This is a genomic window from Pseudomonas sp. MDT1-85 (genome assembly GCF_054898065.1).
The window spans coordinates 4,605,717-4,622,409 of record NZ_CM142715.1 but is presented as its reverse complement, the minus strand read 5'-3'; the positions used below and the strand labels follow the sequence as shown (position 1 = coordinate 4,622,409).

Here is a 16,693-nt window from a genome sequence, read left to right as displayed (position 1 = left end):
CCGGACCACTCATGGAAGCTGCAAGTTATCCCGCCTGGGCTCAGCAACTGATCCAGGATTGCAGCGAGAGCAAGCGCCGGGTAGTCGGACACGAACTGTATCAACGCATGCGAGATAACAAACTCAGCGCAAAAACCATGCGTCAGTACCTTATTGGTGGCTGGCCAGTGGTCGAACAGTTCGCGTTATACATGGCACAGAACCTGACGAAGACCCGTTTTGCGCGCCACCCTGGTGAAGATATGGCGCGTCGCTGGCTGATGCGCAATATTCGCGTCGAATTGAACCATGCCGATTACTGGGTGCATTGGAGCCGTGCTCACGGTATTAGCCTGGAAGATCTGCAAGCCCAACAGGTGGCCCCCGAGCTTCACGCCTTGAGCCACTGGTGCTGGCACACCAGTTCGTCGGACTCGCTGATCGTGGCCATCGCCGCCACCAACTACGCCATTGAGGGTGCGACAGGGGAGTGGTCGGCACTGGTCTGTTCCAGTGGCGTCTACGCGGCAGCGTTCCCCGAGGAAGATCGCAAGCGGGCCATGAAGTGGTTGAAGATGCACGCCCAGTATGACGATGCCCATCCATGGGAAGCGCTGGAAATCATCTGCACCCTGGCGGGCATGAACCCGAGCAAAGCGTTGCAAGTGGAGTTGCGCCAGGCTGTCTGCAAAAGTTACGACTACATGTATCTGTTCCTGGAGCGTTGCATGCAGTTGGAATTGGCAGTGAAAACTCCGGTAGTCCGTGAGCGAATGGAGTTGGCCGAAAGCTGATCCCCTGAAAGCAACACAAACCAAATGTGGGAGCGGGCTTGCTCGCGAAAGCGGCTTAACATTCAACAGAGATGCTGAATGTCAGATCGCTTTCGCGAGCAAGCCCGCTCCCACATGGGTTATGCAGCGTTGCTGAAAGATCAGCCCGCCATCGCAAGGCGATTCCGCCCCTCACGCTTAGCCACATACAATGCACTGTCGGCTCGTCGCAACAAACTCTCGGCAGACTCGCCGGGCAGCAGCGTCGAGCAACCGATGCTGACCGTCAGTTCGATCATCTTGCCCTCGGCCACATAGTCCTGCGCCTGCGCCGCAAACCGCAGTCGTTCACCGACCATGGCTGCTGCTTCCCGACTGGTGTTGGAAAGCAGAATCAGAAATTCTTCGCCACCAAACCGGAACACCATGTCGACGTTGCGCAACTGGTTCTTGATCGAGGCCGCGACGGCCTTCAACACTTCATCGCCGGCACTGTGCCCGTAGGTATCGTTGATGTGTTTGAAATGATCGATGTCCAGCATCAGCAGCGACAGCGGCTGCGAGTGCCGCCGCGACATCTCCATTTCCCGTTGTAGCGTCTGATCCATAGCGATGCGGTTGCCGGTATCGGTCAGCGGATCACGCAATGCACTTTGGGTCGCCGCTCGGTAGAGCAGGGCGTTTCGCATGGGGAAGAGCAGGGCCGACAACAGTGACTCCAGATTGCCCTGTTCCTGTTCGCTGAAGCGTTGATTGCGACGGAACACCAGCTCTCCCAATTGCTCGCCTTCATGGCTCAGGCTATAGCTGATTGAATGATGACCCCGAGCACCGAATTGCAGGCGCAAGTCGCTGGGCTGATGTTCGTAACTCAAGGCATCCAGCGGCACAAGGCGCTGAATTTCGCGGAAGAAAAGCCCGAGAATGCGTTGCGGCTCAAGACTGGTTTGCAGTTGCAGACCCAGCGCTTGGCGCAACTGCACAAGACTGACGGGCCGCTCCAGGAGGGGAGGCTGCTGACCAAAGCCCAGGCGTTGCAATTTGGCACTGTCGAAGTCAATTGCGTTGGTCTGGGAAGGTGATTTCATATGGCGTGAGCCCCTAAGCAGTAAGGCTGTCTTACAGGCTGGGTGAGAGCGGCTTTGAGCTGCGCGTCATACTGGTCCATCAGTCCCGTAGGACATTTGGCACGAGTTTAGTCCGCTTTGCCGAAGATTAGTAACCTCTCGGCTCAAGCTCCGCCCCGTCTGCTTTCACACGGCGTGTCTGAACAAAATTAGAGCGAAAGTCGTGCCATTCGGTTCAGTCGAATAAAAAGCTTTAAAAATCAAAATACTGGAAGGTCATGCGAGAGGAGTCGCGGAGGGCGATGACATTTATTTGACTTGAAGCAACTGCAGTTATCATCTGTTTTGCGTGCCGCGGCGGGAAGCCGTCGCGGCAGAAAAGCGACGCACGGGCGTTACTGAGCGTTGAACGCCTGGCCATTGATGCCGGTACTGTCCGGACCCATCAGGTAAAGGTAGACCGGCATGATCTCCTCGGGTGTCGGGTTGTTCAGCGGGTTTTCACCGGGGTAGGCTTGAGCGCGCATGCTGGTGCGGGTGGCGCCGGGGTTGATGCTGTTGGAGCGCACCGGTGCCACTGTATCTACTTCGTCGGCCAGGGTTTGCATCAGGCCTTCGGTGGCGAATTTGGAAACGCCGTAAGCGCCCCAGTACGCACGACCCTTGCGACCGACGCTGCTGGACGTGAACACCACCGAGGCGTCTTGAGACAGCTTGAGCAGTGGCAGCAGGGTGCTGGTGAGCATGAACATGGCGTTGACGTTGACGTGCATGACGCGCATGAAATTCTCACCGGACAACTGCTCGATCGGGGTACGTGGACCGATGATCGAGGCGTTGTGCAGCAAGCCGTCGAGGTGGCCGAACTCGGTCTCGATCATGGCTGCCAGTTCATCGTATTGATGAGGCAGTGCGGTTTCCAGATTGAACGGAATCACGGCCGGTTGTGGATGCCCGGCCGCTTCGATCTCGTCGTAGACCTGAGTCAGGTTGGCTTCGGTCTTGCCCAGCAACAGCACGGTGGCGCCATGGGCGGCGTAGGTTTTTGCAGCGGCAGCACCGATGCCACGGCCAGCGCCGGTGACCAGGATGACCCGATCCTTGAGCAATTCAGGGCGGGCGGAATAATCAAACATAAAAAACCTCAACACAAATAATGTGAACCGCTTTTCGTAGGAGCCAGGCTTGCCGGCGAAGGCGTCCTTAAGAGCGCCTTCGCCGGCAAGCCTGGCTCCTACAAAAGCGTTCTCAGCTCAGCAACTGCACAAAGCGTTATCCAGCACCTCGACCAGCGCCAGCGGATGATCGATCACCACGTCCGCGCCCCAGTGTTTGGGGTTGTCGTCCGGATGAATGTAACCGTAGGTCACCGCGCAGGTTTTGGTGCCGGCATCGCGGCCGGACTCGATGTCTCGAAGGTCATCGCCGACAAACAGCACGCTGGCCGGGTCCAGGTCGAGCATCTTGCACGCCAGGATCAACGGCTCCGGATCCGGTTTGCTGTTCTTCACATGATCCGGGCAAATCAGCACTTTCGAGCGTTCGGCCAGGCCCAGCTGCTGCATGATCGGCTCGGCGAAACGTACCGGCTTGTTGGTGACTACGCCCCAGATCAGGTTGGCCTTTTCGATTTTCTCCAGCACCTCGGCCATACCGTCGAACAGATGGCTATGGACCGCGCAACCCTTGAGGTAGCGGTCGAGGAATTCCTGACGCAGTTCCTCGAACCCCGGCGATTCCGGGTCCATGGAAAAGTTCGCGGCGATCATCGCCTTGGCGCCACCGGAAATTTCATCGCGAATGTGTTGAGTGTTGATCGGCGGCAAACCACGATCAGCGCGCATCGCCTGGCAGATGGCGATGAAATCCGGCGCGGTGTCGAGCAGGGTGCCGTCCATGTCGAAAAGGACTGCTCTGATACGCATCGGCTTACTCCTCGCGCAGGGTCTGGATCATGTAGTTGACGTCCACGTCGGCCGCCAGTTTGTAGTGCTTGGTCAGTGGATTGTAGGTCAGGCCGATGATGTCCTTGACGGTCAAACCGGCCATGCGACTCCAGGCACCAAGCTCCGAAGGGCGGATGAATTTCTTGAAGTCGTGGGTGCCGCGCGGCAGCAGCTTCATGATGTATTCGGCACCGACGATGGCGAACAGATACGCCTTCGGATTTCGGTTGATGGTGGAGAAGAACACCTGGCCGCCCGGTTTGACCATTTTGAAACAGGCGCGGATCACCGACGACGGATCCGGCACGTGCTCAAGCATTTCCAGGCAGGTCACTACGTCGAACTGCTCGGGCATTTCCTCGGCCAAGGCTTCGGCGGTGATCTGGCGGTACTCGACGCTCACGCCGGATTCCAGCTGATGCAATTGAGCGACAGCCAGCGGCGCTTCGCCCATGTCGATGCCCATCACGGTCGCGCCGCGTTGAGCCATGGCTTCGCTGAGGATGCCGCCGCCGCAACCGATGTCGAGGACTTTCTTGCCGGCCAGATGGACGCGCTCGTCGATCCAGTTGACCCGCAGCGGGTTGATGTCGTGCAGCGGTTTGAACTCGCTTTCGCGGTCCCACCAGCGATGGGCCAGGGCTTCGAATTTGGCGATTTCGGCGTAGTCGACGTTGCTCATGGTGTCAGTCCTCTAAAACTTGAAAAATCCTGTTGCCCCGGTTTCGGTCCAGGGTGCTTACAATTCGGTGCTTACGATTCGGTATGGCCGCTGATGCGCTGGCCCCAGGCCTTGGCGGTCGCACACAGCTGCGCCTCATCCAGGCGGGTCAGGCGGCGGTCGTCGAGCAGTTGCTTGCCGGCGACCCAAAGGTGTTTCACGCAGTCGCGGCCAGTGGCATAGATTAGTTGCGAAACCGGGTCATAGACCGGTTGCTGCGCCAGGCCCGACAGGTCGAACGCGACGATATCCGCCGCTTTGCCGACTTCCAGCGAACCCGTCTCGGCTTCGATTCCCAGTGCGCGAGCGCCATTGAGCGTGGCCATGCGCAGGGCGCGATGGGCGTCCAGCGCGGTAGCGGAGCCGGCAACGGCCTTGGCCAGCAACGCAGCGGTGCGGGTTTCGCCGAGCAAATCGAGGTCATTATTGCTGGCCGCGCCATCGGTGCCGACCGCCACATTGACCCCGGCCTGCCACAAGCGCTCGACCGGGCAGAAACCGCTGGCCAGCTTCAGGTTCGACTCCGGGCAATGAATCACATGGGTGTTACTTTCTACCAGCAGCACCAGGTCTTCATCGCTGATCTGGGTCATGTGAACGGCCTGCAGGCGGGGCCCGAGCAGGCCCAGGCGACCGAGGCGGGCCAGCGGGCGTTCGCCACGCTGCTCGACCGACTGCTGCACTTCGAAAGCGGTTTCATGGACATGCATGTGAATCGAGGCGTCCAGTTCTTCGGTGATGACCCGGATTTTTTCCAGGGTTTCGTCGCCCACGGTGTAGGGTGCATGAGGCCCAAAGGTGATTTTGATCCGCTCGTGATGCTTGAGATCGCCAAATAATTCGACGCCCTGACGAATGGCTTCATCCGCCGTGCTGGCGCCTGGGATCGGGAAATCGAGGATCGGAATGGCGATCTGGGCGCGAATGCCGCTGTTATGCACGCGTTCGCTGGCGACCTTCGGGAAGAAATACATGTCGGAGAAGCAGGTGATGCCGCCTTTGAGCTGCTCGGCGATGGCCAGGTCAGTGCCGTCACGTACGAAAGCTTCGTCTACCCATTTAGCTTCGGCCGGCCAGATGTGCTTTTCCAGCCAGGTCATCAGCGGCAGATCGTCGGCCAGGCCTCGGAACAAGGTCATTGCCGCGTGCCCGTGGGCATTGATCAGGCCGGGGCTGAGCAACATGTCCGGCAATTCGCGGACTTCGGTTGCGTTAAACTTCAAGGCTGCTGCGCGAGGGCCGATAAATACGATACGACCGTCGCGGATGCCCAGGGCATGCTCTTTAAGGACCACGCCAGCCGGTTCGACGGGTACCAGCCAGGTCGGCAGCAATAACAGGTCGAGCGCAGCGGTGGGGGTCGGCATCGAAAGTTGGTTCCAGTGCTTTTGTAAAGGATGGCGAAGTATACCCGAGCGTCTTCGCGGGGGGATCGCTATAATCGGCGGCTTTTGTTCATGAGTGCGGGGTAAGTGGATGCGCGATCGACTGTTGGCTGCGGAGAAGGTGAAGGCCATCGATTGGCGTGATGGCGCACTGTACCTGCTGGATCAGCGTATTTTGCCGTTCGAGGAAACCTGGATCGCCTACACCAGCGCCGCGGGGGTGGCCGAAGCCATTCGTTCGATGGTGGTGCGTGGCGCGCCAGCCATCGGCATCAGTGCCGCTTATGCCATGGTGCTGGCAGCCCGCGCCCGAATTGCCGAGGGCGGTGACTGGCAGGCAGCGTGGGAAGAGGATTACGCGGTACTGGCCGATTCCCGTCCAACAGCGGTGAATCTGTTCTGGGCTTTGAGTCGCATGCGTGACCGCCTGGATCGCCTCAAGGAAGACGCCGACCCTCTGGCGGCGCTGGAGGCCGAAGCCATCGCCATTCATGAAAGTGATCGCGAAGCCAACCTGACCATGGCCCAGCTGGGTGTCGACCTGATTCGCAAGCATCAGGGCAACGCGCAGGCGATCCTCACGCACTGCAACACCGGCGCACTGGCCACCGGCGGCTTCGGCACGGCGCTGGGGGTGATTCGCGGGGCTTTCATCGAAGGCATGGTCGAGCGCGTCTACGCCGACGAAACCCGGCCGTGGCTGCAAGGTTCGCGATTGACCGCATGGGAATTGGCCAATGAAGGCATTCCCGTGACCCTCAATGTCGATTCCGCCGCCGCACACATCATGAAAACCAAGGGTGTGACCTGGGTGATCGTCGGCGCCGACCGCATCACCGCCAATGGCGACGTGGCGAACAAGATCGGCACCTACCAACTGGCGGTCAACGCCATGCACCACGGCGTGCGCTTCATGGTCGTGGCGCCGAGTTCGACCATCGACATGAACCTGGCCAGCGGCGACGAGATTCCTATCGAAGAGCGCGATGGCCGCGAGTTGCTGGAAGTCGGCGGCAAGCGGGTGGGGGCGGATGTCGATGCGTTCAATCCGGTGTTCGACGTAACGCCTGCGGATTTGATCGACGCGATCGTTACCGAAAAAGGCATCGTCGAACGGCCGGATACGGCGAAAATGGCGCAATTGATGTGCCGCAAGCGTCTGCATTAATAATTTCTGGCGCCTGAGAGATTGCCATCGCGAGCAGGCTCGCTCCCACAAGGAATTTGTGAACGACGCAGATCCAATGTGGGAGCGAGCCTGCTCGCGATGAGGCCCTGACAGCCAACAAATACGCTTCATTCCCCTCTGAAATTTTCCTCTAAGCCCCTCTCGTCCCCTTCAAGCCTGCCACCAGTCAACTAACTACACTCCATGCGCATCTGGGGGATAGGTGCGTGGCGGCTCTTGTGATAACATCCGGCGGTTTCCAGGGTAGCCTGATGTGGCTGCCTTTACTGCGCAGATCCATGGCATAACTCGTTGATTTGTCGTAAGTCGGTGCATGGCACTCAGTCTGCATCGGCGAGCTTCGTTCGTCCCATATGGATGTGACGAAGTTTCACCAGAAAAAGGAATCAGGCTTCTCATGGGCGAACTGGCCAAAGAAATCCTCCCGGTCAATATCGAAGACGAGCTGAAGCAGTCCTACCTCGACTACGCGATGAGCGTAATTGTCGGGCGGGCCCTGCCGGATGCGCGCGATGGCTTGAAGCCCGTGCACCGGCGTGTGCTGTTCGCGATGAGCGAGCTGGGCAACGACTTCAACAAGCCGTACAAGAAATCTGCCCGTGTTGTCGGTGACGTGATCGGTAAGTATCACCCTCACGGTGATACCGCGGTGTACGACACCATCGTTCGGATGGCGCAGCCGTTCTCGCTGCGTTACCTGCTGGTAGACGGTCAGGGCAACTTCGGTTCGGTGGACGGCGACAACGCCGCGGCCATGCGATACACCGAAGTGCGCATGACCAAGCTGGCGCACGAGCTGCTGGCTGACCTGCACAAAGAAACCGTGGACTGGGTGCCGAACTACGACGGCACCGAAATGATCCCGGCGGTCATGCCGACCCGTATTCCCAACCTGCTGGTCAACGGCTCCAGCGGTATCGCCGTGGGCATGGCGACGAACATCCCGCCGCACAACCTCGGTGAAGTCATCGACGGTTGCCTGGCACTCATCGACAACCCGGAACTGACCGTCGATGAGCTGATGCAATACATCCCTGGTCCGGACTTCCCGACCGCCGCGATCATCAACGGTCGCGCCGGCATCATCGAAGCCTACCGCACCGGTCGCGGGCGTATTTACATGCGTGCCCGCTCGATGATCGAAGACATCGACAAGGTCGGTGGTCGTCAGCAGATCGTCATCACCGAACTCCCTTACCAGCTGAACAAGGCGCGTCTGATCGAGAAGATCGCCGAGCTGGTCAAAGAGAAGAAGCTCGAAGGCATCACCGAGCTGCGCGATGAGTCCGACAAGGACGGTATGCGCGTCGTGATCGAATTGCGTCGCGGTGAAGTGCCTGAGGTAATCCTCAATAACCTCTACGCCCAGACCCAGCTGCAAGCGGTGTTCGGTATCAACATCGTCGCGCTGATCGATGGCCGTCCGCGGATCCTGAACCTCAAGGACCTGCTGGAAGCTTTCGTTCGTCACCGTCGCGAAGTGGTGACCCGTCGTACCGTGTTCGAGCTGCGTAAAGCGCGCGAACGTGGCCACATTCTGGAAGGTCAAGCGGTTGCCCTGTCGAACATTGACCCGGTCATCGCCCTGATCAAGGCCTCGCCAACGCCGTCGGAAGCCAAGGAAGCGCTGATCAAGACTGCGTGGGAATCTTCCGCCGTGGTTGCGATGGTTGAGCGTGCCGGTGCCGATTCGTGCCGTCCAGAGACCCTGGACCCGCAATACGGTCTGCGCGAAGGCAAGTACTTCCTGTCGCCAGAGCAGGCGCAAGCCATTCTGGACCTGCGCCTGCACCGTCTGACCGGTCTGGAACACGAAAAGCTGCTGGCCGAGTATCAAGAGATCCTCAACCAGATCGGCGAGCTGATCCGCATCCTCAGTAGCGCCACGCGCCTGATGGAAGTGATCCGCGAAGAGCTGGAAGTGATCCGCGCCGAATACGGCGATGTGCGTCGCACCGAGATTCTCGATGCCCGTCTCGACCTGACCCTGGGCGACATGATCCCGGAAGAAGAGCGCGTCGTGACCATTTCCCACGGTGGCTACGCCAAGACCCAGCCATTGGCTGCGTACCAGGCTCAGCGTCGTGGCGGTAAAGGCAAGTCGGCCACCGGCGTCAAGGATGAGGACTACATCGCTCACCTGCTGGTCGCCAACAGCCACACCACGCTGCTGCTGTTCTCCAGCAAAGGCAAAGTGTACTGGCTGAAAACCTACGAAATTCCGGAAGCGTCGCGTGCGGCCCGTGGTCGTCCGCTGGTCAACCTGCTGCCGCTGGACAGTGATGAGTACATCACCACCATGCTGCCGGTCGAGGAATACACCGAAGGTCACTTCATCTTCATGGCCACTGCCAAAGGCACCGTGAAGAAGACCCCGCTGGAATCCTTCAGTCGTCAACGCAGCGTCGGTCTGATCGCGCTGGAACTGGACGAAGGCGACGTACTGATCTCTGCCGCCATTACCGATGGCGAGCGTGAAGTCATGCTGTTCTCCGACGGTGGCAAGGTCACTCGCTTCAAGGAAACCGACGTTCGCGCCATGGGCCGTACCGCTCGCGGTGTCCGCGGTATGCGTCTGCCGGAAGGCCAGAAGCTGATCTCCATGCTGATCCCGGAAGAAGGCAGCCAGATCCTCACCGCTTCGGCGCGTGGTTTCGGCAAGCGCACCGCGATCACCGAGTTCCCTGAGTACAAGCGTGGCGGTCAGGGCGTTATCGCCATGGTCAGCAACGAGCGTAACGGCCGTCTGGTCGGCGCAGTCCAGGTGCTCGATGGCGAGGAGATCATGCTGATTTCCGACCAGGGTACTTTGGTTCGTACCCGTGTCGACGAAGTCTCCAGCCTGGGTCGTAACACCCAGGGCGTAACCCTGATCAAGCTGGCCAGCGATGAAACGCTGGTGGGCCTGGAGCGGGTTCAAGAGCCGTCGGAAGTCGAAGGCGAAGAGCTGGAAGGCGAAGGGCTCGAAGGTGAAGAAGGTGCAGTGTTCGACGGTGAAGTCGTGATCGACGACGTTGCCGAAGACCAGCAACTCGACGCCGCCGCTGACGAAGAGCCGCAAGAGTAAGCGGGCAAGCAGGGGGCGGATGAAGATTCGCCCCCTTGTTTGTCCATAATGAAATATCGACACCTTTTGGAGATCCCTTGTGGGAGCGAGCCTGCTCGCGATGCAGGCGCCGCGATACGTCCGAAGCACCGCGGTGATGCAATCGCGAGCAGGCTCGCTCCCACAAATATTTGCTTCAGCAGGGACCCGTGGCGATTGATGTTGTGATTTATTGCGTGATACCACCAAATCAGAGCGAGATTGGATGTGAGCAAGAGAGCCTATAACTTCTGTGCCGGTCCTGCGGCGCTTCCCGAAGCTGTCCTGAAGCGCGCCCAGGGTGAACTCCTTGATTGGCACGGCAAGGGCTTGTCGGTCATGGAAATGAGCCATCGCAGCGATGAGTTCGTGTCCATTGCCACCAAGGCCGAGCAGGATCTGCGTGATCTGCTGAATATCCCCTCGAACTATAAAGTGCTGTTTCTGCAAGGTGGCGCGAGCCAGCAATTTGCTCAGATTCCTCTGAACCTGTTGCCGGAAAGCGGCACCGCCGACTATATCGACACCGGTATCTGGTCGCAGAAAGCTATCGAAGAAGCCTCGCGCTACGGCCACGTCAACGTTGCCGCGACCGCCAAGCCTTACGACTATTTCGCTATTCCCGGTCAGAACGAATGGAGCCTGTCGAAAGACGCGGCCTACGTTCACTACGCACCGAACGAAACGATTGGCGGCCTGGAATTCCAATGGATCCCGGAAACCGGTGATGTGCCGTTGGTTGCCGACATGTCCTCGGACATTCTCTCGCGTCCGGTGGATGTCTCGCGCTTCGGCATGATCTACGCCGGCGCCCAGAAAAACATCGGCCCGAGCGGTGTCGTCGTCAACATCGTTCGCGAAGACCTGCTGGGTCACGCCCGTTCCATTTGCCCGACCATGCTCAACTACAAGGTCGCGGCCGATAACGGCTCGATGTACAACACCCCGCCAACCCTGGCCTGGTACTTGTCCGGTCTGGTGTTCGAGTGGCTGAAAGAGCAGGGTGGTGTTGAAGCCATCGGCAAGCTCAATGAAGTGAAGCAGCGCACGCTGTATGGCTTCATCGACGCCAGTGGCTTGTACAGCAACCCGATCAACAAGTCGGATCGCTCGTGGATGAACGTGCCGTTCCGTCTGGCTGACGATCGTCTCGACAAGCCATTCCTGGCGGGTGCCGACGAACGCGGCCTGCTGAACCTCAAGGGCCACCGTTCCGTGGGCGGCATGCGTGCCTCCATCTATAACGCCGTCGATATCGTTGCGGTCAACGCGCTGGTTTCGTACATGGCAGAGTTCGAGAAGGAACACGGTTAATGTCTGAGCAAGAACTCAAGGCGCTGCGCCTGCGCATTGATGCTCTGGACGAAAAAGTCCTCGAGCTGATCAGTGAGCGCGCACGCTGCGCCCAGGAAGTTGCGCGAGTAAAGATGGCCTCGCTGGCCGAAGGCGAAGTGCCGGTGTTCTATCGTCCTGAGCGTGAAGCTCAGGTGCTCAAGCGTGTGATGGAGCGTAACCAGGGGCCGCTGGGCAACGAAGAGATGGCGCGGCTGTTCCGCGAAATCATGTCCTCGTGCCTGGCCCTCGAGCAGCCGCTGAAAGTGGCCTACCTCGGCCCTGAAGGCACCTTCACTCAGGCTGCGGCCATGAAGCACTTCGGCCACGCGGTGATCAGCAAGCCGATGGCAGCGATCGACGAAGTGTTCCGTGAAGTCGCGGCCGGTGCGGTGAATTTTGGCGTGGTCCCGGTGGAAAACTCCACCGAGGGCGCGGTCAACCACACCCTCGACAGCTTCCTCGAACACGACATGGTGATCTGTGGCGAAGTCGAGCTGCGCATTCACCATCACCTGTTGGTGGGTGAAAACACCAAGACCGACAGCATCAGCCGCATCTATTCCCACGCCCAGTCCCTGGCCCAGTGCCGCAAGTGGTTGGACGCGCATTACCCGAATGTCGAGCGCGTGGCGGTTTCGAGCAACGCCGAAGCGGCCAAGCGAGTCAAGGGTGAGTGGAACTCGGCGGCGATTGCCGGCGACATGGCCGCTGGTCTGTACGGGTTGACTCGTCTGGCCGAAAAAATCGAGGATCGTCCGGACAACTCCACGCGATTCCTGATGATCGGCAGCCAGGAAGTGCCGCCGACTGGCGACGACAAGACCTCGATCATCGTTTCCATGAGCAACAAACCCGGCGCCCTTCACGAGCTGCTGGTGCCGTTCCATGACAACGGCATCGACCTGACGCGCATCGAGACCCGTCCGTCGCGCAGCGGTAAATGGACCTACGTGTTCTTCATCGACTTCGTCGGGCACCACCGCGACCCACTGGTCAAAGGTGTACTGGAAAAGATCAGTCAGGAAGCAGTAGCACTCAAAGTGCTGGGTTCCTACCCGAAAGCAGTTCTCTAAGGGCGGTAGCAAATGAGTGGCAACTTCCTCGCTCTGGCACAGCCGGGCGTGCAACAACTTTCGCCTTACGTTCCGGGCAAGCCCGTGGACGAACTGGCCCGTGAGCTGAACCTCGATCCGGCCAATATCGTCAAACTGGCGAGCAACGAAAACCCGTTGGGCGCCAGCCCCAAGGCATTGGCAGCGATTCGCGAAGCGCTGACCGAACTGACCCGCTATCCGGATGGCAACGGTTTTGCGCTCAAGACCCTGCTGGCCGATCAGTGCCGCGTCGAGCTGAACCAGGTCACGCTGGGCAACGGCTCCAACGACATTCTGGAGCTGGTGGCGCGTGCCTATCTGGCCCCGGGTCTGAATGCGGTGTTCAGCGCCCATGCGTTTGCGGTCTATCCGATCGTCACCCAGGCCGTCGGCGCCCAGGCAAAAGTGATCCCGGCCAAAGACTGGGGGCATGATCTGTCGGCCATGCTGGCTGCGATCGATGCCGATACCCGCGTGGTGTTCATCGCCAACCCGAACAACCCGACCGGGACTTGGTTCGACGCCCAGGCACTGGATGACTTCCTGCAGGACGTACCGGCCCATGTGCTGGTGGTGCTGGACGAGGCTTACATCGAATACGCCGAAGGCAGCGACTTGCCCGATGGCCTGGACTATCTGGCGGCCTATCCGAACCTGCTGGTCTCGCGCACCTTCTCCAAGGCCTATGGTCTGGCGTCGCTGCGGGTCGGTTACGGCTTGTCCTCGGCCATCGTCGCCGATGTGCTGAATCGCGTGCGTCAGCCGTTCAACGTCAACAGCCTCGCACTGGCCGCCGCTTGTGCAGCGCTGCAAGACCTCGAGTACCTGGCCGAAAGCCGTCGCCTGAACGAATCCGGCATGCAGCAGCTGCAAGCGGGTTTCCGCGAGCTGGGGTTGAGCTGGATTCCATCCAAAGGCAACTTCATCTGTGTCGATCTGGGGCGTGTCGCTGCTCCTGTATTCGAGGGGTTGCTGCGTGAAGGCGTGATCGTGCGTCCGGTGGCCAACTACGGCATGCCGAACCACCTGCGTATCACCATCGGTTTGCCGGCTGAAAACAGCCGCTTCCTCGAGGCGCTGACCAAGGTTATGGCTCGTGGTTGATGTCACTGCACTGCAATCTGCTCAACCTATGATCGGTCGCCTGGTGGTGGTCGGCTTGGGGTTGATCGGCGGTTCGTTTGCCAAAGGCTTGCGTGAAAGTGGTCTGTGCCGCGAAGTGGTCGGAGTCGATCTCGATCCGCAGTCGCGCAAGCTGGCGGTCGAGTTGGGCGTGGTGGATCGCTGCGAAGAAGACCTGACGGCGGCTTGCCAGGGCGCTGACGTGATTCAGCTGGCGGTGCCGATTCTGGCCATGGAGAAACTGCTCGCGCTATTGGCGGGCATGGACCTGGGACAAGCGATTCTGACCGACGTCGGCAGCGCCAAGGGCAATGTGGTGCGCGCAGCGACCGAGGCGTTTGGCGGCATGCCGGCGCGTTTTGTGCCGGGGCATCCAATTGCCGGTTCCGAGCAGAGCGGGGTGGAAGCCTCCAATGCCGAGCTGTTCCGTCGTCATAAAGTGATTCTGACGCCGCTGGATCAGACCGATCCGGCCGCGTTGGCAGTGGTCGACCGGTTGTGGCGCGAACTGGGCGCCGACGTCGAGCACATGCAGGTAGAGCGTCACGACGAAGTGTTGGCGGCGACCAGCCATTTGCCGCACTTGCTGGCGTTCGGTTTGGTCGATTCGTTGGCCAAACGCAATGAAAATCTTGAGATCTTCCGTTACGCTGCGGGCGGTTTCCGCGATTTCACAAGAATCGCCGGTAGCGACCCGGTCATGTGGCACGACATCTTCCTCGCCAACCGCGAAGCTGTCCTGCGCACACTCGATACATTTCGCAGCGACCTCGACGCCTTGCGCGACGCGGTCGATGCAGGGGATGGGCACCAATTGTTGGGCGTGTTCACTCGCGCCCGGGTTGCCCGCGAGCATTTCAGTAAAATCCTGGCCCGCCGGGCCTATGTGGACGCTATGAATTCCAACGATCTGATTTTCCTGGCACAACCTGGTGGCCGCCTGACTGGGCGGATTCGTGTACCGGGCGACAAATCGATTTCCCACCGTTCGATCATGCTCGGTTCCCTGGCCGAAGGCGTCACCGAAGTGGAAGGTTTCCTCGAGGGCGAAGACGCTCTGGCGACCCTGCAAGCTTTCCGTGACATGGGCGTCGTCATCGAAGGTCCGCACCATGGTCGTGTGACCATCCACGGCGTCGGCCTGCATGGCCTGAAGCCTGCGCCGGGCCCGATCTATCTGGGCAACTCCGGCACTTCGATGCGTCTGCTGTCTGGCCTTTTGGCTGCGCAGAGTTTCGATAGCACGCTGACCGGCGACGCCTCGCTGTCCAAGCGTCCGATGAATCGCGTGGCCAATCCGCTGCGTGAAATGGGCGCCGTAATCGAGACCGCTGCTGAAGGTCGTCCACCGATGACCATTCGTGGCGGCAACAAGCTCAAGGGCCTGACTTACACCATGCCAATGGCCAGCGCCCAGGTTAAATCCTGCCTGTTGCTGGCGGGTCTGTATGCCGACGGCAAGACCACCGTCACCGAGCCGGCACCGACTCGCGATCACACCGAGCGCATGCTGCGCGGCTTCGGCTATCCGGTGACCGTCAACGGCGCGACTGCCTCGGTCGAGTCCGGCCACAAGTTGACCGCGACCCACATCGAAGTGCCGGGCGATATCTCGTCGTCGGCGTTCTTCCTTGTAGCTGCGTCGATTGCCGAAGGTTCGGAGCTGGTGCTTGAGCACGTCGGCATCAACCCGACCCGTACCGGCGTGATCGACATCCTGCGCCTGATGGGTGCGGACATCACCCTGGAAAACCAGCGTGAAGTTGGTGGTGAGCCGGTAGCGGATCTGCGCGTACGGGCAGCTAAACTCAAAGGTATCGAGATCCCTGAGGCGCTGGTTCCACTGGCTATCGACGAGTTCCCGGTGCTGTTCGTGGCCGCTGCATGTGCCGAAGGGCGCACCGTGCTGCGCGGCGCCGAAGAGCTGCGCGTGAAGGAGTCGGACCGGATCCAGGTCATGGCGGATGGTCTGCTGGCGCTGGGCGTCAAGTGCGAACCAACCCCGGACGGCATCATCATCCACGGCGGCCAGATCGGCGGCGGCGAAGTGCACGGTCACGGCGATCACCGGATTGCCATGGCCTTCAGCGTGGCTTCGCTACGCGCTAGCGCACCCATCCGCATCCATGATTGCGCCAACGTCGCGACCTCGTTCCCGAACTTCCTCGCGCTGTGCGCGCAGGTCGGTATCCGTGTTGCACAAGAGGCTCAGTCGTGAAAATCATCGCACCGGTCATCACCATTGATGGGCCAAGCGGCTCTGGCAAGGGCACTGTCGCCGGGATGCTGGCCAAGCGTCTGGGCTGGAACTTGCTGGATTCCGGTGCGCTGTACCGATTGCTGGCGTTCGCGGCGTATAACCATGGCGTCGATCTGACGAATGAAGAGCTGCTCAAAAAACTAGCCGCTCATCTGGATGTGCAATTCATCGCGGCGACCGACGGTCAGCTGCAGCGCATCATTCTGGAAGGCGATGAAGTCAGCGATATCATTCGCACCGAGAGTATCGGCTCGGGCGCCTCGCAGGTTGCTGCATTGCCTGCCGTTCGTGAGGCGCTGCTACAGCGCCAGCGGGCCTTTCAGGAGCCACCGGGTCTGGTGGCCGATGGCCGCGACATGGGCACGGTGGTATTTCCCGACGCACCGTTGAAGATTTTCCTGACCGCCAGTGCGGAGGAGCGTGCGCGCCGTCGATACTTGCAGTTGAAGGGCAAAGTCGATGGTGTTAGTCTGTCGAGTCTGCTAGATGAGATACGTGCGCGCGATGAGCGCGACACCCAGCGAGCGGTAGCCCCGCTCAAACCGGCGGTTGACGCCATCCAGCTGGATTCCACGGAATTATCCATCGATCAGGTGCTGGAACGCATCATGAGCGAGATCGCCATTCGCGATATCGCCGGGTGACCAAGAAGGCCGCAGGGGACCAGTCATAGTCCTGCGGTGGCTTCTTTTAAATGAAACTAACCCACACCGTCTGGGGTGTGGAGATGGGCGTAT

The 16,693-nt window shown here is 60.0% G+C and carries 13 protein-coding genes; 8 read left to right on the top strand and 5 right to left on the bottom strand.

All coding sequences use genetic code 11. The features are described from left to right. Window positions 1-11: 11 nt before the first annotated feature. Window positions 12-773, top strand: a complete 762-nt coding sequence (locus ACYZT2_RS20840; protein WP_461966951.1) for a TenA family transcriptional regulator — start codon at window positions 12-14, stop codon at window positions 771-773. Window positions 774-913: 140 nt separating this feature from the next. Here the strand turns inward: ACYZT2_RS20840 and ACYZT2_RS20835 are convergent, their stop codons facing one another. From ACYZT2_RS20835 to ACYZT2_RS20815, 5 genes are all read right to left on the bottom strand, one after another. Next, window positions 914-1,840, bottom strand: a complete 927-nt coding sequence (locus ACYZT2_RS20835) for a GGDEF domain-containing protein (RefSeq protein WP_461966949.1) — start codon at window positions 1,838-1,840, stop codon at window positions 914-916. 374 nt (window positions 1,841-2,214) lie between these two features. Next, on the bottom strand, window positions 2,215-2,955 hold the full coding sequence (locus ACYZT2_RS20830) for a YciK family oxidoreductase (RefSeq protein ID WP_007899713.1): 741 nt from the start codon (window positions 2,953-2,955) through the stop codon (window positions 2,215-2,217). A 117-nt stretch (window positions 2,956-3,072) separates the two neighbouring features. Further along, entirely contained in the window at window positions 3,073-3,744 is a 672-nt protein-coding gene (gene mupP / locus ACYZT2_RS20825) for an N-acetylmuramic acid 6-phosphate phosphatase MupP (RefSeq protein WP_461966946.1), read from the bottom strand. Between the two features lie 4 nt (window positions 3,745-3,748). After that, window positions 3,749-4,447, bottom strand: coding sequence for a bifunctional 2-polyprenyl-6-hydroxyphenol methylase/3-demethylubiquinol 3-O-methyltransferase UbiG (gene ubiG / locus ACYZT2_RS20820; RefSeq protein ID WP_150712050.1), 699 nt, complete (start codon window positions 4,445-4,447; stop codon window positions 3,749-3,751). 71 nt (window positions 4,448-4,518) lie between these two features. Continuing rightward, window positions 4,519-5,853, bottom strand: a complete 1,335-nt coding sequence (locus tag ACYZT2_RS20815; RefSeq protein WP_461966944.1) for a TRZ/ATZ family hydrolase — start codon at window positions 5,851-5,853, stop codon at window positions 4,519-4,521. A 109-nt stretch (window positions 5,854-5,962) separates the two neighbouring features. On the opposite strand from ACYZT2_RS20815, the gene mtnA reads away from it, so the two are divergent. The 7 genes from mtnA (at window position 5,963) to cmk (ending at window position 16,600) form a co-directional block, all read left to right on the top strand. Continuing rightward, window positions 5,963-7,039 carry an S-methyl-5-thioribose-1-phosphate isomerase gene (gene mtnA, locus ACYZT2_RS20810; RefSeq protein WP_461966942.1) on the top strand — a complete coding sequence of 359 codons (1,077 nt, stop codon included), beginning with the start codon at window positions 5,963-5,965 and terminating at the stop codon, window positions 7,037-7,039. A 418-nt stretch (window positions 7,040-7,457) separates the two neighbouring features. After that, window positions 7,458-10,127, top strand: coding sequence for a DNA gyrase subunit A (gyrA, locus tag ACYZT2_RS20805; protein WP_461966940.1), 2,670 nt, complete (start codon window positions 7,458-7,460; stop codon window positions 10,125-10,127). A gap of 246 nt (window positions 10,128-10,373) precedes the next feature. Continuing rightward, entirely contained in the window at window positions 10,374-11,459 is a 1,086-nt protein-coding gene (gene serC, locus ACYZT2_RS20800; protein ID WP_461966938.1) for a 3-phosphoserine/phosphohydroxythreonine transaminase, read from the top strand. Then, entirely contained in the window at window positions 11,459-12,553 is a 1,095-nt protein-coding gene (gene pheA / locus ACYZT2_RS20795; protein ID WP_007899727.1) for a prephenate dehydratase, read from the top strand. The genes serC and pheA overlap by 1 nt, the downstream gene beginning before the upstream one ends. Before the next feature lie 12 nt (window positions 12,554-12,565). Next, window positions 12,566-13,678 (top strand): histidinol-phosphate transaminase, encoded by a 1,113-nt coding sequence (gene hisC / locus ACYZT2_RS20790; RefSeq protein ID WP_461966936.1) that lies wholly within the window; start codon window positions 12,566-12,568, stop codon window positions 13,676-13,678. Window positions 13,679-13,706: 28 nt separating this feature from the next. Next, window positions 13,707-15,914: a bifunctional prephenate dehydrogenase/3-phosphoshikimate 1-carboxyvinyltransferase gene (locus ACYZT2_RS20785; RefSeq protein ID WP_461973200.1), complete on the top strand. Its 2,208-nt coding sequence runs from the start codon at window positions 13,707-13,709 to the stop codon at window positions 15,912-15,914. Further along, window positions 15,911-16,600 (top strand): (d)CMP kinase, encoded by a 690-nt coding sequence (gene cmk, locus ACYZT2_RS20780; RefSeq protein ID WP_461966934.1) that lies wholly within the window; start codon window positions 15,911-15,913, stop codon window positions 16,598-16,600. The genes ACYZT2_RS20785 and cmk overlap by 4 nt, the downstream gene beginning before the upstream one ends. Window positions 16,601-16,693 lie beyond the last annotated feature (93 nt).

Coding starts and splice junctions, on each gene's coding strand:
- ACYZT2_RS20840 (WP_461966951.1), top strand. CDS start 12: ATGGAAGCTGCAAGTTATCCCGCCTGGGCTCAGCAACTGATCCAGGAT.
- ACYZT2_RS20835 (WP_461966949.1), bottom strand. CDS start 1,840: ATGAAATCACCTTCCCAGACCAACGCAATTGACTTCGACAGTGCCAAA.
- ACYZT2_RS20830 (WP_007899713.1), bottom strand. CDS start 2,955: ATGTTTGATTATTCCGCCCGCCCTGAATTGCTCAAGGATCGGGTCATC.
- mupP (WP_461966946.1), bottom strand. CDS start 3,744: ATGCGTATCAGAGCAGTCCTTTTCGACATGGACGGCACCCTGCTCGAC.
- ubiG (WP_150712050.1), bottom strand. CDS start 4,447: ATGAGCAACGTCGACTACGCCGAAATCGCCAAATTCGAAGCCCTGGCC.
- ACYZT2_RS20815 (WP_461966944.1), bottom strand. CDS start 5,853: ATGCCGACCCCCACCGCTGCGCTCGACCTGTTATTGCTGCCGACCTGG.
- mtnA (WP_461966942.1), top strand. CDS start 5,963: ATGCGCGATCGACTGTTGGCTGCGGAGAAGGTGAAGGCCATCGATTGG.
- gyrA (WP_461966940.1), top strand. CDS start 7,458: ATGGGCGAACTGGCCAAAGAAATCCTCCCGGTCAATATCGAAGACGAG.
- pheA (WP_007899727.1), top strand. CDS start 11,459: ATGTCTGAGCAAGAACTCAAGGCGCTGCGCCTGCGCATTGATGCTCTG.
- hisC (WP_461966936.1), top strand. CDS start 12,566: ATGAGTGGCAACTTCCTCGCTCTGGCACAGCCGGGCGTGCAACAACTT.
- ACYZT2_RS20785 (WP_461973200.1), top strand. CDS start 13,707: ATGATCGGTCGCCTGGTGGTGGTCGGCTTGGGGTTGATCGGCGGTTCG.